The organism is Streptomyces sp. JNUCC 63, assembly GCF_054366325.1.
Map to the genome: position 1 here is coordinate 1,752,657 of NZ_CM135963.1, position 25,316 is coordinate 1,777,972.

Sequence of the window (25,316 nt, forward strand, 5' to 3'; positions counted from 1 at the left end):
GCCGGTGTCGGGAGGCCGATCGTGCTCAGCGCTTCACGCCTCCGCGCTCCCCCAAGCTCTTGACGAGCAGGGGGACCCCCATGGCATCCCGACACCGGCGCGCCCTTCGGCTCCCTCGCGGCCGGCGCGTGGGGACGGTCGGGGTGGGTGGGCCCGCAACCTTGGTCGGAGGCTCAGGGGGTCGAGAGCCGGAACGACACCTGGCCGAACGTCACCTGGTCACCCTCGCGTACGACGGCCGCGCCGATCACGCGCCGCCCGTTGACGGTCGTGCCGTTGGTCGAGCCGAGGTCGCGCAGCACCCACATCCCGCCCTGGTGGCGCAGCTCGGCGTGGACCCGGGAGACCGTCTCGTGGGTCAGCCTCAGACCGCTGGCCGGATCGCGCCCTATGCGCAGCGGGTGGCCGCTGCCGGGGTGCGGCAGGAGCAGCTTGGGCAGCCGCTCGACCTGCCAGGCCCTGCGCAGCCGTACGGTGAAACCGGACACCGCCTCGACCGTGCCGAACACCAGCCGGGACAGCCGGCCCTCGGTGGGCAGGTCGGAGGTGAGCGCGGCGAGCTCCTCCGAGCTGCGGGCGGTCAGGGCCAGCTCCATGCGGCGCACGAACGTGTCGTGCGACAGGCGACCCATCGCGACGCCGTCACGCAGGACCTTCAGCGCCTTGTCGCGCTCCGCGTCGGACAGCCGCGCGGGGGAGGCAGGAAACTCGAAGGACGACGTCACAGTGGTGATTGTCGGTCAGCGGAACGCGGGTGTCCAGAAGACTCCGAAACGGCGCCCGGCGGTGCGGATCCGGCGACACCCGCCACAAGAGGGAGGATTCAAAAGCGGATTGATCTCGTATGGAGGACGATGGGCGGGATCATCACGGTGAGCAGACGAAGGGGAACCGTCCGTGCAGTTCGAGGTGTGGGCACCGCAGGCCGGCCGGGTGACGCTCCAGTGCGACGGCGCCACGCGCGCGTTGGAGCGCGATCCGGAGCGGGCGGGGTGGTGGACCGGTGGGGCGGAGGCGAGTGACGGCTCGCGGTACGGGTTCGCGCTGGACGGCGGTCCGGTGCTGCCGGATCCGCGTTCGCGGCGGCAGCCGGACGGCCCGGACGGGCTGAGCGCCGTCGTCGAGCACGGACGGTACGCGTGGCGCTCCGGTGCGTGGGCCGGACGTCCGTTGCCCGGGGCGGTGCTCTATGAGCTGCACGTCGGCACGTACACGCGTGAGGGCACCTTCGACGCGGCCGCCGAGCGGCTGGAGCATCTGGTGGAACTGGGCGTCACACACGTGGAGCTGATGCCCGTGTGCCCGTTCCCCGGGCAACACGGGTGGGGGTACGAGGGTGTCTCGCTGTGGGCGGTGCACGAGCCGTACGGCGGCCCGGAGGGGCTGAAGCGCTTCGTCGACCGGGCGCACGGGCTGGGACTGGGCGTGGTCCTGGACGTGGTGCACAACCACCTGGGTCCCTCCGGCAACTACCTGCCGCGGTTCGGGCCGTACTTCACCGACACGCACCACACCCCCTGGGGCGCCGCCGTCAACCTGGACGCGCCCGGCTCGGACGAGGTGCGGGCCTTTCTGGTCGGCAGCGCGCTGGCGTGGCTGCGCGACTACCGGATCGACGGGCTGCGCCTGGACGCGGTGCACGCGCTGGTGGACACGCGCGCGTGCCACTTCCTGGAGGAGCTGTCCACGGCCGTGGACGCGCTCTCGGCCGACCTGGGCCGTCCGCTGTTCCTGATCGCCGAGTCGGACCTGAACGACCCGCGGATCGTCACCCCGCGCGCGCGGAACGGCCTCGGTCTGCACGCCCAGTGGAACGACGACTTCCACCACGCGCTGCACTCGGCGCTGACCGGCGAGTCCCAGGGCTACTACGCCGACTTCGGGCGGGCCCCGCTCGCGGCGGTCGCCAAGACGCTCATGGGCGGCTACTTCCACGACGGGACGTACTCCAGTTTCCGCGGCCGCCACCACGGCCGTCCGCTGGACCGCACGCGGGTGGCCGGGCACCGGCTGCTCGGCTACAGCCAGACCCACGACCAGGTCGGCAACCGGGCCCAGGGCGACCGTCTGTCCATGCTGCTCGCGGACTCCCCCGGGCTGCTGGCCTGCGCGGCCACGCTGACGCTGACCGCGCCGTTCACGCCGATGCTGTTCATGGGCGAGGAGTGGGCGGCCACCACGCCGTGGCAGTTCTTCACCGACCACACCGACCCGGAGCTCGCCGAGGCCGTGCGGCAGGGCCGGCGGCGGGAGTTCGCCGAGCACGGCTGGGCGGCCGAGGACGTGCCCGATCCTCAGGATCCGGCGACCCGGGACCGGTCCTGCCTGGACTGGTCCGAGCCGGGACGGGAGCCGCACGCACGCGTGCTGGCCTGGTACCGGCTGCTGACCGCGCTGCGCCGCGAGCAGCCGGACATCACCGATCCGGATCTCGCGGACACCAAGGTGGCCTATGACGAGGACGCCCGCTGGCTCGCCTTCCGGCGCGGGGACGTGCTGGTGGCGGTCAACCTCGGCAAGGAGCCGGCGGCCATCCCCCTGGGCTCCCGCCCGGCCGAGGTGCTGGCCGCCTGGGAGCCGGTGGCGGCTCCCGGCACGGACGGGCTGCTGCGCGTGCCCGGGCAGTCGTGCGCGGTGCTGGTGCAGCACTGAGCTCGGCCCCGGGCGGCTGGGTCCTGTCGTCGAGGTCCCGTCGTCCGCCCGAAGAGCGGGCCGCGCGGCGACCTGAGGGTCCCCTTCGATCGAAGAGCTCGGGGGGTGCCGGACGCCGCGCGGCGGACGGGAATTCGACGACAGGGCCTACGGCTCCTCGCCCGCGCCGTTCCGGAATTCCGTGACGCGCTCCAGCATGATCGCCTCCCAGGCGTGGCGCAGCTGGGACCTGAGGGGCGGCAGCGGACCGCCGTCGCGGCCCTCGAGGCGGTCGGCGAGGCGGATCACGGTGTCGCAGCGGGCCAGCCACAGGCCGCGCAGACAGGGCCGGGCGCCGTAGCCGGCCAGGGTGGCGGCGCGCACGGCGGCCGGGGAGCCGACGGCGACGGCGAGGCCGGCGATGTCCTCGGCGGGGTCGCCGACCACCGCGTCGGTCCAGTCCAGGACCCCGCGCACCCGGCCGTCGGCGCTCACCACCAGGTGCTCGCTCCTGAGGTGGTGGTGGACGAGCACGGCGGTGCCGCGCTGGGCGACGAGCTGGGCCGCGGCGGGCGCGGTGAACTGGGTCATCCGCGCGGGGTCGAACTCGTCGGCGGCCCCGAGGCGTTCGGCGCAGTGCGCGGCCATGCGGCGCAGCGCCCCCAGGGAGCGCGGCGCGGCCCGTGGCACGCCGAGCGTCTCGGCCTGCCGGACGGGCACCTCGCGCAGCCCCGTGAACAGTCCGGCCAGGTCGTCCTCGCCGACGGCGGACACCTCGTGCTCGCCGGGCGTGCCGCCGGTGATCCTGGTGTCCAGCGTGTACGTCAGTCCCGGCGCCCACTCGCCGTGCGCGACGCTGACCGGGACGGCGACCCGCAGGTGCGGGCGGATCAGGTCGCGCAGGCGCAGTTCGCGGCGCTGGCGCACCGAGGCCTCCCGGTCGGGGGCCAGGCGCAGCACATGGCGGGTGCCGACCCACCACGTGGAGTGCCCGCCGCCCTCGGCGACGGGCCGGACCTCGGGTCCGGCGGCGGTGTCGGCCCTGTCCTGGAGGCCGTCCTTGAGCAGGATGCGGACCAGTCGGCGGACGGTGTCCGCGGTGGGTGTCGGTGCCTGGGTCATCGTCGCGCCGTGTCGTTCCGGTCGATAAGGGTGGGTGCTGCCCGTCGGTCAGTCCACCGTCACCATCTCGCGGGTCGTGCCGTTGAGGCGGCGGCCTCCGTCCTCCGTGACGGTGACGATGTCCTCGATGCGCACCCCGAAGCGACCGGGCAGGTAGACACCGGGCTCCACGGAGAAGCACATGCCGGGCACGAGGGGCTGTTCCTCGCCCTCGATCATGTACGGCGGCTCGTGCGTGGTGACGCCGATGCCGTGGCCGGTGCGGTGGATGAAGTACTCGCCGTACCCGGCCCGGTCGATGACCGCGCGGGCGGCCCGGTCGACCTCCTGGCAGGCGACGCCCGGGCGCACCGCCCGGAAGCCGGCCTCCTGGGCCTCGCGGACGATGTCGTGCACCCGCCGCTCCTCGGCGGTGGGCTCGCCGACGTGCACGGTGCGGGTGGTGTCGGAGCCGTAGCCGTCCTTCAGGCCGCCGAAGTCGAGGACGACCATGTCACCGCGCTCGATGACGCGGTCGCCCACCTCGTGGTGCGGGTTGGCGCCGTTGGGGCCGGAGCCGACGATGGTGAAGTCGACCTGGGAGTGTCCGAAGCGCCGCAGCAGGCCGGCGAGGTCGGCGCCGACCTCGGACTCGCGGCGGCCGGCGAACGGCATCTTCCGGATCTCCTCGAACGTGGCGTCGGCGGCCGCTCCCGCCGCCGCGAGCAGCTCCACCTCGGCCGCGTCCTTCACCGCGCGCAGCATCGGCAGGGCCTCGGTGAGGGAGGCGTAGGAGGTGCCGGGCAGCGCCTTCTGCAGGCCGAGCAGGTGCATGGCCCAGGTGTTGTCGCTGATGCCGAACCGGCCGTCGCCGTCGAGCAGGGCGGCCGTGACGGCGTAGGGGTCCGTGCCGTCGGTCCAGTCGCGCAGGGCCAGGGTGGGCGCCCCGACGGCCTTGACGGCGTCCGGGGCCTCCAGGGTGGGCACGACGAGGACGGGGTCCCGTCCGGGGGCGAGAACGAGCAGCGTGAGCCGTTCGGTGACGGCGGTGGGCGCGTAGCCGGTCAGCCACACCAGGTCCGGGCCGGGCGCCACCAGGAGCCCGGCCAGCCCGGCGTCGCCGGCCGCCCGGGCGGCGCGTTCCATCCGGGCCCTGTAGTCGTCGGCGGTGAAGGGCGCGGGCGCGATGCCGGTCATCCGGGCCTCCGTATACGGCTGGAACGGCGGTGAAGGCTACGGACAGCATCCTGCCCGGCCGCGCGGTACGACGCGAACCGGTCGGGGGGTCTCGACGGCGGTCGCGGGTTGCTCGGCCATCATCGCCGATGACCGAGCGATCCGGGACCATTGTCGCAATCATGTCCGGGTTGTCAGGTGACCACACCCGGGGTGACGGTCAGCCGCTGGTGGGTGCCGTTGGGGTGGCGCACGGTCACCGGCACCTCCTGGCCGGGGCGGGCGCGGGCGACCGCGCGGGCGAGGTCCGCCGCCGAGGCGATCGGCTTCCCGTCGAAGGCCAGGAGTACGTCGCCGCGGACCAGGCCTGCCGTGTAGCCGGGGCCGGGCACATGGACGCCGACCACGCGGGCCCCGGAGCTGTCGGCGTCGACCGCCTCCACCCCGAGGGCGGGGCGCACGGGTGCGGGGGTCGCGGGCGGGGGCGGGGGCGCCGGGGCCGGGCGCTCCTGTGCGCCCGGGTGCCGCCGTGGCTCGGCGAGCCCGCCGGTGCCGATCACGGTGGCGCCCATCGCGCCGAGGCCGACGCCGGACAGGACCAGGACCGTGCCGGCGAGCAGACCGCACGCCAGGGTCACGAGCCGGCGGCCGCGCCGGCGCGCGGCGTGCGGGCGCCGGGCGGGGCCCTGCGAGGTGCCGGGTTCCTGGCCGGGCATCGGTCTGGGACGCAGCGCTGTCTGTTCCACTCGATCGCCTCCGAAGGGCAAGGGCGGCCGGTCCGGCGGTGGGCGGGGTCAGCCCAGGGAGAGAGCGCAGACGGGGAGGGCGCCTGCGGGCAGGGCGGGGGCCGGTGGGCGGTCCGGGAGGAAGACATGGGCTCGGGCCGCCAGCCACTCCGCCTTGTAGCGGTCGACCCGCCGGTGCCAGTTGAGGATGCCGGCCATCCAGTTCTGCAGGTCGGCGACATAGCCCCGCATGGTCGCGCGGGCCTCCTCCGACAGCTCGAAGTCGTCTTGGAGGATGGGGAGTTCGTGCGCCACGACGTGCTCGAACTGGCGCATGCGCTGGGTCATCAGATCATGGACGACGGCGAGGGCGGCCGGGTAGTCGATGCCGAAGAAGTGCTGGACGACGAGGATCGCGTTGTGGATCTCGCCCTCGTACTCGATCTCCTTCTGGTACGAGAAGACGTCGTTGAGGAGGCAGGCGTAGTCGACGGCCGCGTTCTCCAGGGAGCGGACCGGGCCGCTGCGGTAGACCTCGGGCGGGACGGCCGGGCCGTGGCCCGTCCGGCACAGGCTCAGGGTGAGGTCGGCGCCGAAGGTGGCTCGTCGCATCTCCAGGTAGTCGACCGGGTCGGGGACGCGGTTCTGGAGCTGGTTGGACAGCTCCCACACCCAGCTCTCGGTCATCGTGTCGATCGCCCGCTTCAGGGTGCGCCGCTGGTCGGGCGTCATCTCCGCGGTGGTGCGCGCCCACAGGTCGGTCAGGGCGCGCTCCATGGCGTTCACGGGGACGAGCGGTGCCTCCCCCTCGACGGGCATGCAGGCCGACAGGCGGGCCGTGGTCACCTTCGCGGCGGCCAGGTCGCGGCGGTGGCCGTGGACCAGTGGGTAGTAGTCGTCGCCGTAGGTGCCGAAGGCGAGCCACTGCGCGCTCAGGTCGAGGGCTTCGGGGGTGGCGTCGGGGTCGAGGCCCGCCGAGCACAGCGCGAGGTCGTAGGCGGCGAGCTTGTCCTCGTCCCACACGCCTTCCTCGAGGATGCCCGTGCGGTGGCACCACTCGGTGAGGGTGCGGCGGGCCGCGTCCAGGTGCGGGCTGAGCTGCAGCGGGTAGGGCATGTACAGGTCGGGGATGCGGGACGGGCCGACCTTCTGGAAGGGCACGTGCGTGTAGGCGCGCAGACGTTCCGCCCCGGCCGCCGCGAGCAGCGCGCCCACGTCGGCCGCCGTGGTGCCGGGGCCGGACGGGCGCTGCCAGGGGCCGGCGGAGCGGGCCCGCTCGTTCATGTAGCGGCTGGAGCGCATGTGCCACTCGTGGCCGCCGGACTGCCAGTCCTGCAGTCCCTTGGTGTACGCCGCCACCGCCGCGACCTCGTCCGGGGTGAGTCCCGTCTCCGCGGCCAGCGCGGGGACTTCGGTGAGCGCGGTGTGCTCGAACTGGTGCAGCCGGGAGGTGAGCACGTCGTTGACGCGGTCGGCGGCCTCCTGGGTGGTGCAGCCGAAGAAGGTCTCCAGGACCAGGACGCCGTTGCTGAGCTCCCCCTCGTCCTCGACCTCCCGCTGGTAGGAGAACAGGTCGTTGCGCAGGTGCACGGCGTCGGAGAACGTCTCCATCAGCACCCTGAGCGGCCGGGACCCGGCGACGGCGGCGGGCACTTCGGCGGTCGCGTACTCCACGAGCCCCGCCGACCAGGGTGCGCCGCCGACCTTGCGGCGCATCTCGATGTACTCGACGGGGTTGGCGATCCGTCCCTCGTTGATGTTGGACAGCTCCCACAGGGACTCGTTCAGCAGGTGCTCGGTCGCCACCGCGAACCGCCGGCGCCAGTCGGCCGACATCGACGGCACCGTGCGCGCCCACAGGTCGGCGAGGCCGGCCTCGACCGGGTTCCGCGGCTCGGGCACGGGTGTGGCGAGGTCCAGCGGCATGAACAGGGGCAGCCGGTCCAGGTATTCCTTGCCGCCGGCGCGGTCCTGGCCGCGCTTGAAGGTCTCCAGGAAGTGGTCGTCGAAGAAGAAGACCCACACGTACCAGTCGGTGATGAGGGACAGGGCGGGTCCGTCGCAGTCGGGGTGGGTGCAGGCGCAGAGCAGTCCGTAGTCGTGCGCGTCGAGGTCGGCCTGCTCCCAGATCCCGGAGCCCTCCAGCATGCCCATCTCGCGCGCCCACCGCGCCGAGTGGGCACGGGCCTCGTCGACGTGCGGGTTGAGCCGCGCGGGATACGGCATGTAGAAGTGCGGGAGTTCGAAGGGCTGCTGCGTCATGGCCGGGCCCTACCCGCGACACTCCGACAGCATCCGCGGGCCCGAACCCGATCACACCTTCGCGTGAATCGGCAGGTGAATCGGCAGGTGAACAGGGACTGTTCTCAGCTTGAGGTTTAACGTCGCTGGTCACTCGACCTGCTGAGATCAGCGAGATCCGGGCATGTGCAGGGCGGCCGTTCGCCACGCTTCGAGATGTCGAGTAACGAAGTGCGAGAGAACGGCCGCTGCCCATGAGTCTGCCCGTCGATCCGCCCACGTGCGAGGCGTTGGGCCTGTTGTCCCGCTTTCGGGTCGAGTTCTACGAGTGCCTGTACAGCCGCGCGGATGCGCTCTTCGAGCTCACCGACGCGGTGCTGTGCGCGGACGGGCCGGTGAAAACCCTGGTCGAGCTCTCCTTGGCGGCCGAGCACCGGCGGGGACATGGCGCGCTGTACGCCGCCCTGGACCGTGGCTGGCTGGAGCCGACACGGTTGCGCCGCACGCTGGCGGGCCTGCCGCTGCCGAAAGCAGCCGACGGACGGATCGTGCTCGCGGTGGACGTGTCGCACTGGCTGCGGCCCGACGCTCCCACCAGCGGCGAGCGGCTGTTCTGCCATGTCTACGGACGCGGCGACCGCAGCTCGGACCAGCTGGTGCCCGGCTGGCCCTACTCCTTCGTCGCGGCCCTGGAGTCCGGCCGCACCTCCTGGGTCGCGTTGCTGGACGCGGTCCGCCTGGGCCCGGCCGATGACGCGACCACCGTCACTGCCGCCCAACTCCGCGATGTCGTCGAGCGGTTGACGAGCGCAGGCCACTGGAGACCGGGCGATCCGGACATCCTGATCGTGATGGACTCCGGCTACGACGTCGCCTACCTGACCCACGCTCTCGCCGACCTGCCCGTCGTGCTGGTCGGGCGCCTGCGCTCGGACCGCGTCATGCTCCGCGACCCCGGCCCCGCCCGGTCGGGTCCCCGAGGCGGGCGTCCCCGTCGGCATGGCGGCGTCCTCACGTTCAAGAAGCCCGACAGCTGGCACGAGCCCGACGTCACGACCGCCACGGACACCACCCGCTACGGCACGGCCACCGCGACGGCCTGGGACCGGATGCACCCCCGGCTCACCCACCGCGGACCCTGGCTGAACCACGCCAAGGAAGAACTCCCCGTCCTGCACGGCACGCTGATCCGCCTGAAAGTCGAGCACCTGCCCGGTGACCGCGACCCGAAACCGGTCTGGCTGTGGTGCTCGGCCACCGCCGCCGCACCGGCGGATGTGGACCGCTGGTGGCAGTCGTTCCTCCGCCGCTTCGACCTGGAGCACACCTTCCGGCTGATGAAACAGACCCTGGGCTGGACCGCCCCGAAGGTCAGGAATCCCGACACGGCCGACCTGTGGACCTGGCTGATCATCGCCGCACACACCCAGCTCCGCCTCGCCCGGCCCCTCGCCGAGGACCTCCGCCGGCCCTGGGAACGGCCCGCGGAACCCCGCCGTCTCACCCCCGCCCGGGTCCGCCGGGGGTTTCGCAACGTCCGCGCGACAGCAGCCCGCCCGGCAAGCGCGCCGAAACCGTCCCGACCAGGCCCTGGACGGCCTCCGGGCTCGAAGAACAAGCAACGGGCCAGGCGCCACGACGTCGGCAAGACCGTCAAACGCGCCGAATCGATCAAGGAACACCAAGCCCAGCGAGGTTAAACGTCAAGCTCAGGTCTTCTCAGGTCCTGACCTGGATCAGCGCATGCGTGCCGCCGACGCGCCAGCGCCCGTTCTCGGTGGCGTCCAGCGCGGCCTCGGTGGACGCGTCCAAGCCGGTGATCACGTCGGACTTCAGGGTGCGCAGGGCGGCGACCGGGCCGGGGAAGTAGCCGGTGACGTCCGCGAACGGCGTGGTCGGGGGCCACAGTCGGTCGCCGACCAGGCGCCGGTAGTTCAGGTCGCCCTTGAGCACGGTCAGCGTGGCCGCGCCGAACTCCCCGCGCAGATCGCCGGGCATCGCGGCGTACGGCAGCGGGGAGCAGGAGAAGGGGTGGGCCCGGACCGTGAGCCGGCCGTCGGTCATCGCCGACCACAGGCGGCGCCCGTATCCGGCGGCCGCCCCGGGAGCGGCCGTCAGCCGGCGCACGGCGTCGACGACGTCGGCGGTGGTGGCGTCGGAGACGTAGTACGGGTACGGCTTGACGTGCAGGACCGCCCGTTCGACGCGGCCGTGGGCGAGGAGGTGGGCGACGAGGAGGAGGTCGGGGACGAGTTCACGGCCGGCGTTGTCGGCGACCAGGCAGAGCGTGCCGGCCCGGGAGGGCGGCAGCAGCGACCAGAGCGTTTCGCTGTCGTCGGCGACCAGGCCGGCGGTCGGCTGAGCGGCCCGCGCTGCCTGGGCGCCCGCCGTCGAGAGCCGGAAGCCCAGGTCGGCGCGGTTGCCCCAGAGGGAGCCGTGCAGCAGGGCGGCCGCGCGCCGCGGTGGCGGCTCGCTCTCCAGCGCGTCGAGTGCCGCCAGTTCCTCGTCCGTCTCCGGGGAGTCGAGTTCGGCGAGTTTGAACGGGCGGAAGGGGTCGATGCCCTGCCAGGGGCCGGGCGCGAAGTAGCCGACGGCTTCGAGGAGCCGGCGGTAGAAATAGCTCTCGGACCACAGCCACGGCACGTCGAACCAGGACCGGCCCGCGTACCGCGCGAGTCCCCGGGCCTGCCAGCGGTCCCGGTCGTGCGCGCCGGCGGGAAGCTCTTCGATCACGCCCTTCGTACAGCTGTCCAGCAACGCGTCGAGGGCGCGGTGCTGCTCGGGGCCGTAGGGGAAGGCCTCCCGCACCTGCCGGACGATGGCCGGGTGCCGCTCGGCCAGCACGCTGTGCGGGAAGGAACCGGGCTCGTTGCCGAGGAGCACGGGCGCGGACGGGGTCGAGGGCATGCGCCTCACCGTACCGCGCGGGTCATACGGCGACGATCTCCCGCTCCAGCCGCGTGGCGAGGCTCAGATAGCGGGGGCGTCGGTGCACCGGGACCAGGCCGCGGATGAGGAGGTGCCACATCTCGGTCGTCCTGCGCGGCAGCCGCGCCACGGGTTCCAGGGGGCGGCCCGCGACCCGGGTGCCGACGAAGAAGCAGACCAGGGAGTGCGCGACGGCGTGGACGTCGACGTCCGGCTGGATGTCGCGCTCCCGGGCGGCGCCGCGGAGTTTGCGGGTGACGATCTCCAGCCACTCGGTGAAGGGGTGCCGCAGCGGCGGGCGCGCCTCCACTCCCCCGGTGGCGAGCCGCAGGCCGGCGCGGGTGATCGGGCCCTCCACGGCGAGCCGGGTGAGCGCGTACGTGATGCGGATCAGGGCCTCCAGCGAGGAGCAGCCGCGCCCGTCCACGTCACTGGTCACCCGGTGGGCGGCCCGGGACTGCAGCTCCATGATGGCCTGGGCCAGGTCCTCCTTGGCCGCGAAGTGGAAGTACAGAGCACCTTTGGTGACGTTCGCGTGTGCGACGATGTCGCTGAGGCTGGTGCGCTCGTAGCCCTTCCGGTCGAACAGGTCGGCGGCGGCTGTGATGATCGTCGCGCGGGTCTGCTCGGCGCGTAACTGCCTCGGCATCGACAGGACACTCCCGGGGCCGTGATGAACGGGGCATGCCGTTTGTTCTCACTCGCGTACACGATAACTCACCACCCTGGGGCGCCCGTTCGCCCCCCCCAGGACCACTCGCGCCCCAACGCCGGTCCGCTGCCGGTTCGTTCCTTGAACGCGGTGGCTCCGTCGCCCGTACTGGATTCCGGCACACCGTTCCCGCGCCGGCCGAGGAGATGTCCCCGATGACTCGGATGACCGCACCGCTCAGGGGCACCGCAGCCGCCGTGGCGGCATCGGCCCTGCTCACACTGTGGGCGGCGGGGCCCGCCCGGGCGCACGGCGCCCCGACCGACCCGGTCGGCCGGGTGTTCGCCTGCTCGCCGGACGGGGGTGGCAGCGCCGGCTCGGCCGCCTGCCGGGCGGCGGTCGCCGCGAACGGCGCCCCGTTCACGGCGTGGGACAACCTGCGGGTGGCGAACGTGGCCGGCCGGGACCGCCAGGTGATCCCCGACGGCAAGCTGTGCAGCGGGGGCCTGCCCTCCTACAAGGGGGTCGATCTGCTCCGCGGCGACTGGCCGTCGACCCGTCTGGTGCCGGGCGCCGAGATGACGATGACGTACGCCTCGACGATTCCGCACCAGGGCACGTTCAAGCTCTATCTGACCAAGCCCGGATACGACCCGACGAAACCGCTGACCTGGCAGGACATCCCGGCACGGCCCTTTGCCGAGGTGACGGACCCGGCGCTGACGGGCGGGGCCTACCACATCCGGGCGACGCTGCCGACCGATCGGACGGGCCGTCATGTGCTGTTCACCATCTGGCAGAACAGCAGCACACCGGACACGTACTACTCGTGCTCGGACGTGGTGTTCGCGAAGGCGACGAGCGGGAAGTCAGCCCCGGCGAAGCAGACGACTGCGCCCGCGCGGCGGTCGGCGGCACCGGCGAAGCAGCCGGCGGCGCCCGCACCACCGACGACGGAACCCGCGCGGCAGACGCCTGCCTCCTCCGTTCCGAGGGCGCGTGCGGGCGCTCCGGACAGCAGTCCGGTGGCGTCCGGGACCGGCACCGGCTCGGGTCCCTCCGCGCCGCTGCTGGCGGGCGGCGCCGCCGCGGTGCTGGTGCTCACCGGGGGCGCCGCCCTGGCCCTGCGCCTGCGCCGACGCTGAACCTTGTTGCGTGGCAGGTCAGTTGACGTAGACGGGGGTTCCGGCGGCGGTGACCGGGGCGTACTTGGCGGTGAAGTAGCCGCTGCTGAAGCACAGCGACGAGCCGGACACCTTGGTGAACTGCTGGTCGGTGAAGGCGATGCCGCTGTCGGTGTTGTCGGTCTTTCCGGTCAGAGCGGCCGCCTTGTAGACGCAGGTGATGGTGCCCAGCAGGGTGCGCAGCTTGACCGTGGTCTGGATGGTCGAGCCGGCGGCGGGGGTCACGGTGAGGGTGCCGTCGGAGTCCACGGTGGCGGTGTACGGCAGGTTGTCGACCGTGATGCCGCTGACGCCGAGCACGCCGGTGACGTTGCTGGTGCAGCTGCCGCTGTCGAAGGTGTGCCCGGTCACCGACTCCGTCGCCGTGCCGGGGGCGGCCGGGTTGTCGGTGACGGTGGCGGCGAAGGTCGACGCGGTGCAGGAGACGCCGCTGGTTCCGCTCGCACTGGAGTGGAGCGTGGCGGTGGTGCCGCTTGCCAGCTGGGCGGTCAGGACGTCGCCGACCGCGACCGGGGTGCCGCCGGCGCCGCCTGTGGTGAGCACCGCGCCGTCGGCCGCGGAGGCGGGGGCGATCGCCGGGAACGTCAGCGCGGCGACGGCGGCGGCGAGGGTGAGGACGGGGCGCGTACGCATGGGAGGACCTCGTTTCTTAAGTGGGGGGTTCGGTGAGGCGAGGACTCGGCGATGCCGCGCGGCGGATCCGGCGCCACGGATCCGCGGGAAACAGGCAGAGTTGTAAACCTGGCGCTCCGTCAACGTCAATACTTTGCACGAGAGTTGACTTGCACGCCGGACTTCCGGAGGCGCGGTGGCACACAATGGCCACCTTTCTTCCACGAGCGCCTTGACCCGTAAATGTAACCACCGGTAACTTCCTCGACGGCTACTGCCGCGTAACGAGAAAGCCCTTGCGCGCGCCGGGAGGTGTCCCGGCGCGCGTGGCTGCCGCTGTCCGCGCCAGGGCAACGGGCCGCTGCACTCCGAACCAGCATGGACTATGCCCACAGGAGCAGACATGGCCTCGTCCTCGAACCTCACCTCGTCCGTCGGTGACCTCCCCGAGCATCCGGAAAGCGGTTACTCCGGCGTGGACCGACGCGGCCGGGTCCGGCTGCGTCGTGCCGCGGTCATGGCGGTGCCGGCGACGCTGGCCGCCGCGGGGCTGGCGGTCCTCACCGCGCAGGGCGCGCTCGGGGTGCAGTTCGCGATCTCCGGGATGCCGTTCACGGTCACCGCGACCGAGCTGAACGGCACCGGCTTCGAGCAGTTCGGGGCCCTGGACGACATGGCCGAGGACAGTCCCAACGCGGGGGACACCGGCGGGCAGGTGCTGGTGGTCACCTCCGCGATCAAGAGCGCGACACTGACCAAGCTGTGCCAGAGCGTCGACCTCGGCGGCACCAACCTGCTGATCACCGCGGGCAGCGGTGCGGACAAGGTGACCGCGACCGATCTGACGACCGACTCCACCGAGCTGTCGGGCGACGCCGCGTTCAGGAACATCGAGATCGGCAACGACGCGAGCACGTTGACCAAGGCGGGCGTACAGGGACCGAAGGGCGTGTTCAGCCAGCAGGCGGACACGGTCCGGATCGCCGACCTGCGGCAGACCAACTACGCCACGACGGCAGGCGTGTTCAAGCTGCCGGGCCTCAAGCTCCGCTTCAGCGACTCGGGTTGCTGAACCGATGGCGCACGACATACCCGTAGCGCCGGAGACGGCCCCGGTCGCGCCGCGGCCGGGGCCGCGGGCCGCCTTCCGGCGCTGGCGGTCCGGCCGGCCGTTCTGGGGCGGGCTGCTGCTCACACTGGGCGGGGCGGAGATCCTGCTGACCGAGAAGGCGTCGCTGAAGGTCCTCCTGCACATCGGGATGCAGGGGCTGGCCGGCTACCTGCTGCCCACGCTCATGGTGCTGTGCGGACTGCTGACCCTCTTCAACCCGGCCCAGCGCCTCTTCTACTCCTGCACCGGCATCCTGCTCTCCCTGGGCACCTGGCTCACCTCCAACCTCGGCGGCTTCTTCCTCGGCCTCCTCCTCGGGGCGACCGGCAGCTGCCTGACCTTCGGCTGGCTCCCGAACCAGGAACCACGGCGCGACCGCAGGAGGCGGCGCGCGCGGGCGACGTCCGCGGCGCCGGGCGACGAGCCGCCGCCCGCGGCAGTCACCGAGCCGCGGGCTCGGCCGGCCTCCGCACTTCCGGTCGACTGACCGGACGAGCCGCCGAAGACGCCCCGCCCCTCCCGCCGGCTCGGCGGTCGTCCTGGAGGCCGTCAAGCGCAGTGGCCTCCTGCCGCGGGACACGACGCGAGCCGGCCCGGCACCGGCTGGCGTACGCCGGCCCGGCGCCGGGCCGCCCGGGTCGGGCGCCGCGGACGGCGGACCCGGTCCGCGGCGCTCAGCGCTCCGTGGTCGGCGGCCGGGGCTGTGTCGGCGCGGACGCGGGGGGCGTCGGCTCCGCGGCGGGGCGGGCGCTCGTCGGTTCCAGCGGGGTGGACCGCGCCTCGTCCTCGTCCTTCATGGCCTTCGCCTCGCTCTTGAGAATGCGCATCGACTTGCCGAGCGCCCGTGCGGTGTCGGGCAGCTTCCTGGAACCGAACAGGACGATGACCACGATCGCCACGATCAGCAGGTGCCAGGGTTCCAGACCGTTGCGGAACATGACCGGGTCCTCCCTTTCCTCGGGCCCTTCCTGTGTACGCCCTGCCGGCCCGCCCGGCAACGACAGCCGGTCGCCGCACGTCGGCGTCGCTCCGGCCGGTGCGCAACAGCACCGGCACCCGGGCCGGCGGATTCCCGGAACCGCAGGCGGGCTCAGAGGCCGCGGAGACGGCGTGCCGGGGTGCGGGCGGTGCGGGTGCGGGCGGTGCGGGTGCGGTCGGTGAGGCGGACGACGGTGAGCCGTACGACGTCGACCACGTCGGGGTCGTCGACGAGGTACACCTGCCGCCGACCCCTCCGCGAGCACGTCGGCGGGCGGATCCTCGAAGCCACCGCCGGCCGCCGCCACGGTGGTGGTCCTCCTGTCACGCGCGGTCGTACGAGCCGCACCGGTTCAGGCAGTCGAACACGGCCGGAACCCGCCGGAACTTATCCGGGTCTCCGCTAGTTTCTACGTTGCTGTAGATCCGGGCCGGTCCCGGACCCGGATCGTGTCCGCACCCGACATCACGACATCACACTTGGAGAGCACATGGCCCTGTGGGACCGCATCAAGGACTCCGCGACGCAGATGCAGAACCAGCTCGTGGCGAAGAAGAACGACCTGAAGAGCGGCGCCTTCCGGGATGCGAGCATGGCGATGTGCGCGCTCGTGGCCGCCGCCGACGGCACCGTCGATCCCTCGGAGCGGCAGCGCGTCGCCCAGCTGATCGCCACCAACGAGGTCCTGCAGAACTTCCCGGCGGACGACCTGCGCCGCCGCTTCGAGGAGAACCTCCACAAGCTGACCGCCGACTTCGACTTCGGCAAGGTGAGCGTGCTGCAGGAGATCGCCAAGGCGAAGAAGAAGCCCGCCGAGGCCCGTGCCGTGATCCAGATCGGCATCGTCATCGGCGGCGCGGACGGCGACTTCGACAAGACCGAGCAGGCCGTGGTCCGCGAGGCCTGCTTCGCCCTGGACCTGCCGCCGCACGAGTTCGACCTCTGAGCCGGCCGGGCCTACCGAGCGGCACCTCGGCGCGGTGGGCGGTGTCGTGGGTGATTTCCGCCGCGCGGGCGGGGACATCGGCGAAATGCCACGCAACCGCCGGGGCGGCAGGAAAGATCACGATGCGGCACCGAGAGCCGACCACGGGATCAGACCACTTGACTACCTGCGGTCACACAGGGTTGGCTCCGCCTGAACGAGAGTCACCCGGGGGACGTGCGTCCCCCGGGATCCGCCTGTGCTCTCGTGGATCCCCATGCTCGGCCGCACAGCGAGGTGCCGCACCCTCATGAACACTCCTCCCCCGCCCGACGCCTCCCACAGAACCGTGCGCGGCACGGCCGTGGCGGTCACCGCCGCCGTCTGCCTGCTCCTCGCCGGCTGTTCCGGCTCCGGCGAGGCCGGCGGCTCGGGCAAGGACGGCGCCGGACGGCCGGGCGGCGCGCGCCTGAAGGTCGCCCTGGTCACCCATGGGGCGCCGGGCGACGCCTACTGGGACCTGGTGCAGAAGGGGGCCCGGGTCGCGGCGGCCAAGGACGGCATCGACCTGACGTACGCGAACGACTCCGATCCCGCGGGGCAGGCGGAACTGGTGCGGGACGCCATCCGTGACAAGGCCGACGGGATCGCCGTGACGCTGGCCAAGCCGGAGGCCATGAAGGGCCCGATCGCCGAGGCCAGGGCCGCCGGCATACCGGTGGTCGGCCTCAACTCCGGTATCGACGCCTGGCAGACGGAAGGGGTCCTGGAGTACTTCGGCCAGGACGACAGCCTCGCCGGCCGCGCCGTCGGCGAGAAGCTGAACGGCCTCAAGGCCAAGCACACGCTGTGCGTCATCCACGAGCGGGGCAACGTCGGCCTGGAGGCGCGCTGCGCCGGCCTGAAGAAGACGTTCGGCGGCCGGACCCAGATGCTGTACGCGGACGGCACCGACATGAACGCCGTGACCGACTCCGTCTCCGCGAGTCTGCGCCGGGATCCGAGCATCGACGAGGTCGTCACGCTGGGCGCCCAGTACGCGCTCGCGGCGGTGAAGTCGGTGAAGCAGACGCACAGCAAGGCCCATGTCGCCACCTTCGACCTCAACAAGGACCTCGTCGCCGCGGTACGCGGCGGGGACGTCCAGTTCGCCGTGGACCAGCAGCCCTATCTGCAGGGCTATCTGGCCGTGGACGCGCTGTGGCTGTACCGCACCAACGGCAACGTCAGCGGTGGCGGCGTGGCCCCGGTGCTCACCGGCCCGGCCTTCGTGACCAGGAAGAACGTGGCCGCGGTGGCGAAGTACGCGGCCGACGGCACTCGTTGACGCGGCCACCGCACGCGTCCGCCGGCTCCCCCTTCGCCCCCCGCCCCCGCTTCCCGCTGATCGCCTAGGACGACGATGTCTCCACGGACAGGTGCACGGCGCCGTATCGGCTCCATACGTCTTTCCCTGATCCTGCTCGCGCTGGTCCCCAGCGTCACCCTCGCCGCCATGTGGGGCATGACGACGACGCAGATGTTCTCCGAGGGCCTTCGCCTCAGGTCGCATACGCAGCTGAGCAGGTCCACCGGCGCCATGGGCACCGAGGCGACGCTGGCGTTGCAGCGCGAGCGCAGGCTGTCGGCCGCGTGGCTGGCCACGGGGCACGGCTCGCGGGCCGAACTGGACGCGGCCCGCCGGCAGACGGACGCGGCGGTCGCCAAGCTGGTCGGCCAGACGGACGCGATCCGCAAGGCGCCGTCCCGCGTCAGGGACCGGTTGTACTCGGTCGTCGCGTCGGTGGGCAGCCTGGAGTACTACCGGGGTCAGGTCGACAACCCCACCGACATCACCCCCGAGCAGGCGCTGGACCAGTACACCTCGATCATCGACGACCAGATCCACGCCTTCCGGGAGCTCTCCGAGGTCGACGACGGCGACCTGACCTCGCAGGCCGGGCCGCTCGTCGCGATCGAGCACGGGGCGGAGCTGGTCTCCCAGCAGGACGCCCGGCTCACCCTGGCCTGGCCGACCGGGCGCCTCGACGACGAGGCCTGGACACAGTTCGCCCAGCTGGTCCACGCGCGCCGCTGGCTGATCCAGGACCAGATCGTCCCGGCCCTGCGCGACAGCGCCAAGACGCAGACCGAGCAGATCCTGCGGAGCGGCGACTGGCAGACCCTGGAACGCGTCGAGGAACAGATCCTGGCCGCCCGGCCCACTGGCCGGGGCGACGCCCGGACGGTCCGGCTGCCGGACGCACAGCAGCAGTGGAGCGCCGCGCTGGCCAGGGTCACCGCCCAGTACGAGCGGATGATCGAGGAGCAGACGGGCGCCCTGCTGGACCACAGCGCCGACAAAGCGCACCGGCTGCTGGTCACGGCCGCCTCGCTGAGCGCCGCGGGCCTCGCCGCCGTGCTGCTGTGCGCCGTCATGTCCTGGCGGATCACCCGCTCGCTGTCCCTGCGGCTGCGCGGCCTGAGGGTGGCCACCCTGAGCCTGGCCCAGGAGCGGCTGCCCGACGTGGTCGCCCGCCTCGACCGGGGCGAGAAGGTCGACGTGGACCTCGCGACCCCGCCGCTGGACTACGGCCACGACGAGCTCGGCCAGGTGGCCAAGGCGTTCAACACCGCGCAGCGCACGGCCGTGCACACCGCGGTCGAACTCGCCGACACCCGGCGCGGCTTCCAGAAGGTCATCCTGGGCATCGCCCGGCAGAGCCAGAACCTGGTCAACCTCCAGCTGAGCAAGCTGGACGCGCTGGAGCGTGAGCACACCGACCCCACCGTCCTGCAGGGTCTGTACGAACTGGACTCCACCGCCAGCCAGTTGCGCCGCTACGAGGAGAACCTCGTCATCATCAGCGGCGAGCAGCCCCGGCGCAGCTGGGCCGAACCGGTCGCGCTGATCGACATCCTGCGCAGTGCCGTCGGCGAGGTCGCCGAGTACCAGCGGGTGGAGGTGCACACCGACGAGGAGGTGAGCGTCGCGCCGCCCGCGGTGGCCGACGTGATCCACCTGCTGGCGGAGCTCATCGACAACGCGACCGTCTACTCCGCCGCGCCCGCCCCCGTCGGAGTGCGGGCGGCGATGGTGGCCAAGGGCCTGGCCGTCGAGATCGAGGACCGCGGCCTCGGCATGTCCGAGGAGGAGTACGCCGCGTTCAACGCCCAGTTGGCGGTGGCCCCGAAGTTCGACGTGGTGGCGCTGGCGGACGACCTGCGGCTCGGCATGTTCGTGATCGCCCAGTTGGCGACCCGGCACGGCATCGCCGTCACGCTGCGCTCCTCGCCGTACGGCGGCACCACGGCCATCGTGCTGATCCCGCACGACATCGTGGTGCGGGAGACACCCGGCTCCGAAGCCCCGGGGACCACGGCCGCCGACGCCGATGCCACCGGAGCCACGGCCGCCGCCGAGGCCGCGCCGCCCGCACGGACCGGACCGCACGCCGCCCCGGCGCGGACCGCCCCCGCCCCGACGCGGGAGGCCCCCACCCCGGCACGGACCGCCATCACCACGGCCGGGGCCGCCCGCGGCGGCGGGCTCGCGCCGCTGCCGCGCCGGGTGCCGCAGACCAGCCTGGCCGCCGAGCTGCGCGAGGAGCCGGACCCGGCCGGCGGGGAAACCCCGGCCGACGAGGACTTCACCGCGGAACGCGCCGCGTCCTCCCTGGCCGGCTTCCAGCGCGGCACACTCAGGGCCCGCGACGAGGACGAGCCGGTGCCGGGCGACCAGGAGGACGCGCCGCCGGAGCCGGAAGCCCTCGTCCCGCCGCAGGCGTATCCGTGACCGTGACGTGAAGACCACCGACCGCCGATGAAGGACACCGACATGACACGCACCGCCCCCGCCACGCACACCCAGCTCGATCAGCTGCTGACCGGACTCGTCGACCGGGTCGCCGAGGTGAGCCACGCCGTCGTGCTCTCCGAGGACGGACTGGTGGTCAGCAAGTCCACCGGGTTCCCGCGCGACGACGCCGAACGTCTCGCGGCGACCGCGTCCGGCCTGATGAGTCTCAGCAAGGGGGTCAGCATGGACTTCCGCGGCGGCCCGGTGCGCCAGGCGCTCATCGAGATGGCCAACAGCTATCTGATCCTCACCTCGGCCGGGACCGGAGCCCACCTGGTCGTCCTGACGGGGCCCGGCGCGGACGTCGGTGTGGTGGCGTACCAGATGAACATGCTGGTGAAGAAGATCGGCGAGCACCTCAAGCAGGCGCCGCGCGCCGGTGTCGTCCCGGCCGGCAGCGGCGAGTGAGGTGAGCGGCGGCGACCCGGCGGGCCGCCTGGTACGGCCCTTCACCCTGACCGGGGGACGGACCCGGCCGAGCCGCGCCGACTTCACCCTCATCACCACGGTGACCGCGGTGGACCCGCCGCCCGCCGGGGCCGCACGGCCGCAGCCGGAGCATCTGCGGATCCTGCGGCACTGCGCCCGGCCGGTCGCGGTCGCGGGACTCGCCGCTCATCTGGACCTTCCGGTGAGCGTGATCGTCATCATGCTCTGCGACCTGTTGGAGGCGGGCCGGATCACCGTGCGTCCGCCGCGTGAAGTCTCCGGTGCGCCGGACCTGGAGCTGCTGCAGAAAGTGAGGGACGGCCTTGGCCGACTCTGACACCGCCGTGCGGGCGCCCGCGGCCCCCGACACGGTCAAGATCCTGATCGCCGGAGGGTTCGGCGTCGGCAAGACCACGATGGTCGGGTCGGTCAGCGAGATCGTGCCGCTGCGCACGGAGGAGCACCTGACCACGGCCGGTCTGGACGTCGACGACCTCGACGGCATCGAGGAGAAGCGGACCACCACCGTCGCCATGGACTTCGGTCGCATCACGATCGGCGACGACCTCGTGCTGTACCTCTTCGGCACGCCCGGGCAGCAGCGGTTCTGGTTCATGTGGAACGACCTCGCCCTGGGCGCCCTGGGTGCCGTGGTCCTCGTCGACGTGCGCCGGCCGAAGGTGAGCTTCGCGGCGATCGACTTCTTCGAGCGCCGGCGCATCCCCTTCGTGGTCGCCGTCAACGGCTTCCACGGGGAGCACCCGTACCCGCTGGAGGACATCCGGGACGCCCTGGCGCTTCCGGAGCACGTCCCGGTGGTGCTGTGCGACGCGCGGGAACGCGAGTCCTGCCAGGACGTCCTGATCGTCCTCCTCGACCAGTTGATCGCCTCCGCCGCGCGGACGGACGCCGGCTGAGCGGCCCCGGACGCGTCGCCCAGCAGCCTGGGGCCCGTACGGCGCCGGCGGCACCCGCGTGGTGCCGTTCCGCACCGCTGCCCCGCTGCGGTGCGTCAGTCGAGGCCTGCGGACTTCAGCCAGGCCTTGGCGACGTCCAGCGGGTCCTTCTTCTCCACCTGCACCTGGGTGTCCAGATCCAGCAGGGTGGCCGTGTCCAGCTTGGCGGATACGGCGTTGAGCGCGTCCACGCCCTTCTGGTTCAGGCCGGACTTGTACACCAGCGGCTGGACGTTCTGGAACCCGAAGAGGTTCTTCGGGTCCTGCAGGACGACGAACTTCTCCTTGGCGATGGTCGGATCCGTGGTGAAGACGTCCGCGGCCTGCACGGTGTTCTTCTTCAGCGCCGTCTGGGTCAGCGGGCCGCCCGCGTCCAGCGCCTTGAAGGACTTGAACTCCACCCCGTACACCGACTTCAGGCCCTCCAGGCCCTGGTGCCGGGTCTGGAACTCCGGCGAGCCTCCGATGACCAGGTCCTTGGCGATGTCCTTCAGGTCCGCGATGGAGGACTTCCCGGTGAGGTCGTACTTCTTCGCCGTCTCCTGGTTGACGGCGACGGAGTCCTTGTCCTGCGCGGGCGCCGGCTCCAGCAGCGTCAGTTCGGAGTCCAGCTTGGCGTTGATCGCGGCCGTCGTGGCGGCGACCGTCTTGGGGACGGCGTCCTTGTCGAGGTAGGCCAGCAGCGCGCCGTTGTACTCGGGCAGCACGGTGATCGAGCCGTTCTTGAGCAGACCGTAGGTGGTCTCGCGGCTGCCGATGTTGGGCTTGTAGGTGACCTTGACGCCCTTCGCCTTCAGGGCCTCGCCGTAGATGTCGGCGAGCAGGATGCTCTCGGCGAAGTTGTTGGAGCCGACGACGACCGTGTCACCGCTCGTCCTGCCCTCCGAGAGCGGGTCCTTGCCGCTGCCGCCGGAGGACGAACACCCCGCGAGGAGCGCTGCGGCGGCGGCGAGTGCGACGGCGGCCGCGCCGGGGTGTCTCGTGCTGGACCTGATGCTCTTCGCGTAAGAAGTCACTTACTGATCCAATCCATCGGCTTCTCCGTCGGTCAAGAGGTACCGGGTCTCCGATTCGCTTCAATGCGTGGCCGGTTGTGAAGGCAGAGCGGAACGGTGCTGTGCCCGCGCCCCACCGTCAGCCGCCGCGCCGCACCCCGGGCGACACCGCGGCCCGCGCCACCGCCCAGAACACCGCGAGCGTCGCCAGCGCCATCACGGCGACCAGGGTGGCGCCGCCCACGACCTTCTCGTAGTTCTTCTGGTAGAGGCCGTCGATGATGTACCGCCCGAGGCCGCCGAGGCCGACGTACGCGGCGATGGTGGCCGTGGAGACGATCTGGATGGCCGCCGAGCGCAGGCCGCTGAGGATCAACGGGAGCGCGACGGGCAGTTCGACGTGGAGCAGGATCCGGAACTCCCCCATGCCCATGCCGCGGGCCGCGTCCACCGGAGACGGTTCGACGGAGCGCATCGCCTCGTACGTCGTCACCAGGATCGGCGGGACGGCGAGGACGACCAGCGGGATCATCACGGGGACCATGCCCAGGCCGAGCAGGATGGACATCAGCACCAGCAGGCCGAAGCTGGGCAGCGCCCGCCCGGCGGTGGCGATCAGGGCGAGGGTGTTGCCGCCGCGCCCGTAGTGCCCGGTGAGCAGGCCGACCGGCAGACCGACGACGGCGGCGAGGGCGAGTGCCAGCAGCGAGTACTGGATGTGCTCGGCCAGGCGGGTGGGGATGCCGTCGTAGCCCGTCCAGTGGGCGCCGTCGCTGAAGAAGGCGTTGACGAAGTGGAGTACGTTCACCGGGTGGCGTCCTCCAGGGCGGGCACGGCCGCGTCGGGCCGGGCCTGGGCGGCCTTCGGTTTCCGGCGCCGGGTGCCGCGCGGCATCCAGGGGGTCAGCAGCAGGCGTACGAGAACCAGCGCGCCGTCGGCGAGGACGGCCAGGACCGCCGTGGTGACCACGGAGTTCACCGCGAGTTCGGGCCGGTGGTAGATGTTGGCGTCCCAGAGCAGGTTGCCCAGGGCGCCCTGGTTGCCGATCAGCATGCCGACGCTGACGAGGCTGATGCTGGAGACGGTGGCCACCCGCAGTCCTGCGATGATCGCCGGTACCGCGATCGGCAACTGCACCCGCACATACCGCCGTACGGGACCGAAGCCCATCGCGGTGGCGGCGGCGAGCGTCTCCGGCGGCACCGAGCGGACGCCGTCGACGATGGCCGGGACGAGCACGACCAGGCTGTAGACGGCGAGCGGGATCATGACGGTGAGCTCGGTCTGGCCGGTGTAGTCGATGAGGACGACGAAGAACGCCAGCGACGGGATGGCGTACAGCACGGTCGTCAGGCCCAGCACGGGCGGGTACAGCCAACGGAACCGCACGCACAGCTGGGCGAGGGGCAGGGCGGCGACGAGGCCGGCCAGGACCGGCAGCAGGGCCTCGCGCAGATGCAGGCCGATCAGGCCGAGCCAGCTGTGCTGGAGGTCGCTCGGGATGTCGAAGAAGCGGTTCATCCGGCGACCCCGGCGTCGGCGACGGCATCGGCACGGCCCTCGGCATGGGCGCTGCGGATGGCCTCGCCGATGGTCTGCTGCGAGACGACGCCGACCACGCGGCCGGTGCCGTCCACGGCGACCGCCCAGCCGGTCGGCGAGAGCACGGCGCCGTCCAGGGCGGCACGCAGGGACTCGCCGCCGTACTCGAACGGCCGCCCGTAGGGCAGAAGCCGGGCCGAGTCCAGGGACCCGGCGGTGAGCGCGTCCGGCTCGCCCCAGCCGAGGGGCTTGCCGTCGAGGTCGGTGACGAGGAGGTAGGGCACGCCGGGGGTGGCGCGGGCGGCGATCTGCTCGGCGGTGGAGTCGACGGCGACGATCGGGGACTTCCGCAACTCCAGTCCCCCGGAGACGAAGAAGGACAGCCGGCGGATGCCGCGGTCGGTGCCGAGGAAGTCCTCGACGAAGTCGTCCGCGGGGGCGGACAGCAGCTCGGCGGGCGGTGCGTACTGGGCGAGCCGGCCGCCGGTGCGCAGTACCGCGACCATGGTGCCGAGCTTGATGGCCTCGTCGATGTCGTGGGTGACGAAGACGATCGTCTTGCCCAACTCGTCCTGGATACGGAGCAGTTCGTCCTGGAGCCCCTTGCGCACCACCGGGTCGACGGCGGAGAACGGCTCGTCCATCAGCAGCACCGGCGGGTCCGCGGCGAGCGCCCGCGCCACGCCGACGCGCTGCTGCTGGCCGCCGGAGAGCTGGTACGGGTACCGCTTGGCGAGCGAGGCGTCGAGCCCGACGCGCTCCATCAACTCGGCCGCCCGCGCACGGGCCTTGCCTTTGCCCCAGCCGAGCAGGCGGGGCACGGTCGCGATGTTGTCGACGATGGTGCGGTGCGGGAAGAGCCCCGCGTTCTGGATGACGTAACCCATCGACCGGCGCAGGGTGTTGACGGGCTGCTTCTGGATGTCGACACCGTCCAGGAGGATGCGGCCCTCGCTGGGCTCCACCATCCGGTTGATCATCCGCAGGGTGGTGGTCTTGCCGCAGCCCGAGGGTCCGACGAGGACGGTGATCGAGCGGTCCGGAATCTCGAGCGAGAGCCGGTCGACCGCCACCGTGCCGTCCGGATACCGCTTGGTGACTGAATCAATCCGTATCAAAACGCCGAACGCCCTTCGGGTCTGGCAGCGGCTGCCGCTCTCGGTCACGGCCGCGCGGGCTGTCGCGGGAGAGTCTAGACGCCGCGCACCGTACGACCTCGGCATCCCATACCCGTGTCCGGGCCGAAGATGCCGCACGACCGGAACCGGCGCCATCCGCAGCGGTCCGCGAA

Annotated in this window: 25 protein-coding genes; 11 read left to right on the plus strand and 14 right to left on the minus strand. The window is 72.3% G+C overall.

What is annotated here, in order from left to right; translation table 11 throughout:
* Positions 1–173 precede the first annotated feature (173 nt).
* Positions 174–725, minus strand: coding sequence for an FHA domain-containing protein (locus tag ACX25U_RS07920; RefSeq protein ID WP_454389989.1), 552 nt, complete (start codon positions 723–725; stop codon positions 174–176).
* Between the two features lie 172 nt (positions 726–897).
* Between ACX25U_RS07920 and treZ the strand changes: the two genes are divergently transcribed.
* The gene (gene treZ, locus ACX25U_RS07925; RefSeq protein ID WP_454389991.1) at positions 898–2,652 is read left to right on the plus strand and encodes a malto-oligosyltrehalose trehalohydrolase; all 1,755 of its coding nucleotides are present in this window, start codon (positions 898–900) and stop codon (positions 2,650–2,652) included.
* A 147-nt stretch (positions 2,653–2,799) separates the two neighbouring features.
* Here the strand turns inward: treZ and ACX25U_RS07930 are convergent, their stop codons facing one another.
* From ACX25U_RS07930 to cyc2, 4 genes are all read right to left on the minus strand, one after another.
* Positions 2,800–3,753, minus strand: coding sequence for an aminoglycoside phosphotransferase family protein (locus ACX25U_RS07930; RefSeq protein ID WP_454389993.1), 954 nt, complete (start codon positions 3,751–3,753; stop codon positions 2,800–2,802).
* Between the two features lie 48 nt (positions 3,754–3,801).
* Positions 3,802–4,929, minus strand: coding sequence for an aminopeptidase P family protein (locus tag ACX25U_RS07935; RefSeq protein ID WP_454389994.1), 1,128 nt, complete (start codon positions 4,927–4,929; stop codon positions 3,802–3,804).
* A 173-nt stretch (positions 4,930–5,102) separates the two neighbouring features.
* Positions 5,103–5,654, minus strand: a complete 552-nt coding sequence (locus tag ACX25U_RS07940) for a PDZ domain-containing protein (RefSeq protein ID WP_454389996.1) — start codon at positions 5,652–5,654, stop codon at positions 5,103–5,105.
* Positions 5,655–5,702: 48 nt separating this feature from the next.
* A complete protein-coding gene (cyc2, locus tag ACX25U_RS07945) occupies positions 5,703–7,895 on the minus strand; it encodes a germacradienol/geosmin synthase Cyc2 (protein WP_454389998.1) in 2,193 nt (730 codons plus the stop codon).
* Positions 7,896–8,128: 233 nt separating this feature from the next.
* On the opposite strand from cyc2, the gene ACX25U_RS07950 reads away from it, so the two are divergent.
* Positions 8,129–9,574, plus strand: coding sequence for an NF041680 family putative transposase (locus ACX25U_RS07950; protein ID WP_454383905.1), 1,446 nt, complete (start codon positions 8,129–8,131; stop codon positions 9,572–9,574).
* Positions 9,575–9,593: 19 nt separating this feature from the next.
* On the opposite strand, the gene ACX25U_RS07955 is transcribed toward ACX25U_RS07950, so the two are convergent.
* Entirely contained in the window at positions 9,594–10,781 is a 1,188-nt protein-coding gene (locus ACX25U_RS07955) for a damage-control phosphatase ARMT1 family protein (protein ID WP_454390000.1), read from the minus strand.
* A gap of 22 nt (positions 10,782–10,803) precedes the next feature.
* Positions 10,804–11,451 carry a ScbR family autoregulator-binding transcription factor gene (locus tag ACX25U_RS07960; protein WP_454390002.1) on the minus strand — a complete coding sequence of 216 codons (648 nt, stop codon included), beginning with the start codon at positions 11,449–11,451 and terminating at the stop codon, positions 10,804–10,806.
* Positions 11,452–11,669: 218 nt separating this feature from the next.
* Here ACX25U_RS07960 and ACX25U_RS07965 point away from each other — a divergent pair, with 218 nt between their 5' ends.
* Positions 11,670–12,599: a lytic polysaccharide monooxygenase gene (locus tag ACX25U_RS07965; RefSeq protein WP_454390004.1), complete on the plus strand. Its 930-nt coding sequence runs from the start codon at positions 11,670–11,672 to the stop codon at positions 12,597–12,599.
* Between the two features lie 18 nt (positions 12,600–12,617).
* Here the strand turns inward: ACX25U_RS07965 and ACX25U_RS07970 are convergent, their stop codons facing one another.
* Positions 12,618–13,271 carry a Tat pathway signal sequence domain protein gene (locus ACX25U_RS07970; RefSeq protein ID WP_454390006.1) on the minus strand — a complete coding sequence of 218 codons (654 nt, stop codon included), beginning with the start codon at positions 13,269–13,271 and terminating at the stop codon, positions 12,618–12,620.
* Positions 13,272–13,653: 382 nt separating this feature from the next.
* Here ACX25U_RS07970 and ACX25U_RS07975 point away from each other — a divergent pair, with 382 nt between their 5' ends.
* Together ACX25U_RS07975 and ACX25U_RS07980 are read left to right on the plus strand one after the other, a co-directional pair.
* Positions 13,654–14,322, plus strand: coding sequence for a DUF6230 family protein (locus ACX25U_RS07975; RefSeq protein ID WP_454390008.1), 669 nt, complete (start codon positions 13,654–13,656; stop codon positions 14,320–14,322).
* A gap of 4 nt (positions 14,323–14,326) precedes the next feature.
* Entirely contained in the window at positions 14,327–14,848 is a 522-nt protein-coding gene (locus tag ACX25U_RS07980; RefSeq protein WP_454390010.1) for a DUF6114 domain-containing protein, read from the plus strand.
* Positions 14,849–15,035: 187 nt separating this feature from the next.
* Here the strand turns inward: ACX25U_RS07980 and tatA are convergent, their stop codons facing one another.
* Positions 15,036–15,299, minus strand: coding sequence for a Sec-independent protein translocase subunit TatA (gene tatA, locus ACX25U_RS07985; RefSeq protein ID WP_454390012.1), 264 nt, complete (start codon positions 15,297–15,299; stop codon positions 15,036–15,038).
* A gap of 152 nt (positions 15,300–15,451) precedes the next feature.
* Positions 15,452–15,580, minus strand: a complete 129-nt coding sequence (locus ACX25U_RS07990) for a hypothetical protein (RefSeq protein ID WP_454390014.1) — start codon at positions 15,578–15,580, stop codon at positions 15,452–15,454.
* 250 nt (positions 15,581–15,830) lie between these two features.
* Here ACX25U_RS07990 and ACX25U_RS07995 point away from each other — a divergent pair, with 250 nt between their 5' ends.
* From ACX25U_RS07995 to ACX25U_RS08020, 6 genes are all read left to right on the plus strand, one after another.
* Entirely contained in the window at positions 15,831–16,286 is a 456-nt protein-coding gene (locus ACX25U_RS07995) for a tellurite resistance TerB family protein (RefSeq protein WP_454390016.1), read from the plus strand.
* A gap of 289 nt (positions 16,287–16,575) precedes the next feature.
* Positions 16,576–17,592 (plus strand): substrate-binding domain-containing protein, encoded by a 1,017-nt coding sequence (locus tag ACX25U_RS08000; protein ID WP_454390018.1) that lies wholly within the window; start codon positions 16,576–16,578, stop codon positions 17,590–17,592.
* A gap of 75 nt (positions 17,593–17,667) precedes the next feature.
* Positions 17,668–20,040 (plus strand): sensor histidine kinase, encoded by a 2,373-nt coding sequence (locus tag ACX25U_RS08005; RefSeq protein ID WP_454390020.1) that lies wholly within the window; start codon positions 17,668–17,670, stop codon positions 20,038–20,040.
* A 42-nt stretch (positions 20,041–20,082) separates the two neighbouring features.
* A complete protein-coding gene (locus ACX25U_RS08010) occupies positions 20,083–20,511 on the plus strand; it encodes a roadblock/LC7 domain-containing protein (RefSeq protein ID WP_454390022.1) in 429 nt (142 codons plus the stop codon).
* Between the two features lies 1 nt (position 20,512).
* A complete protein-coding gene (locus ACX25U_RS08015) occupies positions 20,513–20,869 on the plus strand; it encodes a DUF742 domain-containing protein (protein ID WP_454390024.1) in 357 nt (118 codons plus the stop codon).
* Complete coding sequence (locus ACX25U_RS08020) at positions 20,856–21,449, plus strand: GTP-binding protein (RefSeq protein ID WP_454390026.1); 594 nt, start codon at positions 20,856–20,858, stop codon at positions 21,447–21,449. Before ACX25U_RS08015 ends, ACX25U_RS08020 begins: the two co-directional genes overlap by 14 nt.
* A 95-nt stretch (positions 21,450–21,544) precedes the next feature.
* Here the strand turns inward: ACX25U_RS08020 and ACX25U_RS08025 are convergent, their stop codons facing one another.
* The 4 genes from ACX25U_RS08025 to ACX25U_RS08040 all read right to left on the minus strand — a co-directional run bounded on the left by ACX25U_RS08025 (position 21,545) and on the right by ACX25U_RS08040 (position 25,143).
* Positions 21,545–22,504 (minus strand): ABC transporter substrate-binding protein, encoded by a 960-nt coding sequence (locus ACX25U_RS08025; protein WP_454390028.1) that lies wholly within the window; start codon positions 22,502–22,504, stop codon positions 21,545–21,547.
* A 118-nt stretch (positions 22,505–22,622) separates the two neighbouring features.
* The gene (locus tag ACX25U_RS08030; RefSeq protein WP_454390030.1) at positions 22,623–23,291 is read right to left on the minus strand and encodes an ABC transporter permease; all 669 of its coding nucleotides are present in this window, start codon (positions 23,289–23,291) and stop codon (positions 22,623–22,625) included.
* Positions 23,288–24,004: an ABC transporter permease gene (locus ACX25U_RS08035; RefSeq protein ID WP_454390032.1), complete on the minus strand. Its 717-nt coding sequence runs from the start codon at positions 24,002–24,004 to the stop codon at positions 23,288–23,290. The genes ACX25U_RS08030 and ACX25U_RS08035 overlap by 4 nt, the downstream gene beginning before the upstream one ends.
* Positions 24,001–25,143, minus strand: coding sequence for an ABC transporter ATP-binding protein (locus ACX25U_RS08040; protein WP_454390034.1), 1,143 nt, complete (start codon positions 25,141–25,143; stop codon positions 24,001–24,003). The genes ACX25U_RS08035 and ACX25U_RS08040 overlap by 4 nt, the downstream gene beginning before the upstream one ends.
* Positions 25,144–25,316: the final 173 nt, after the last annotated feature.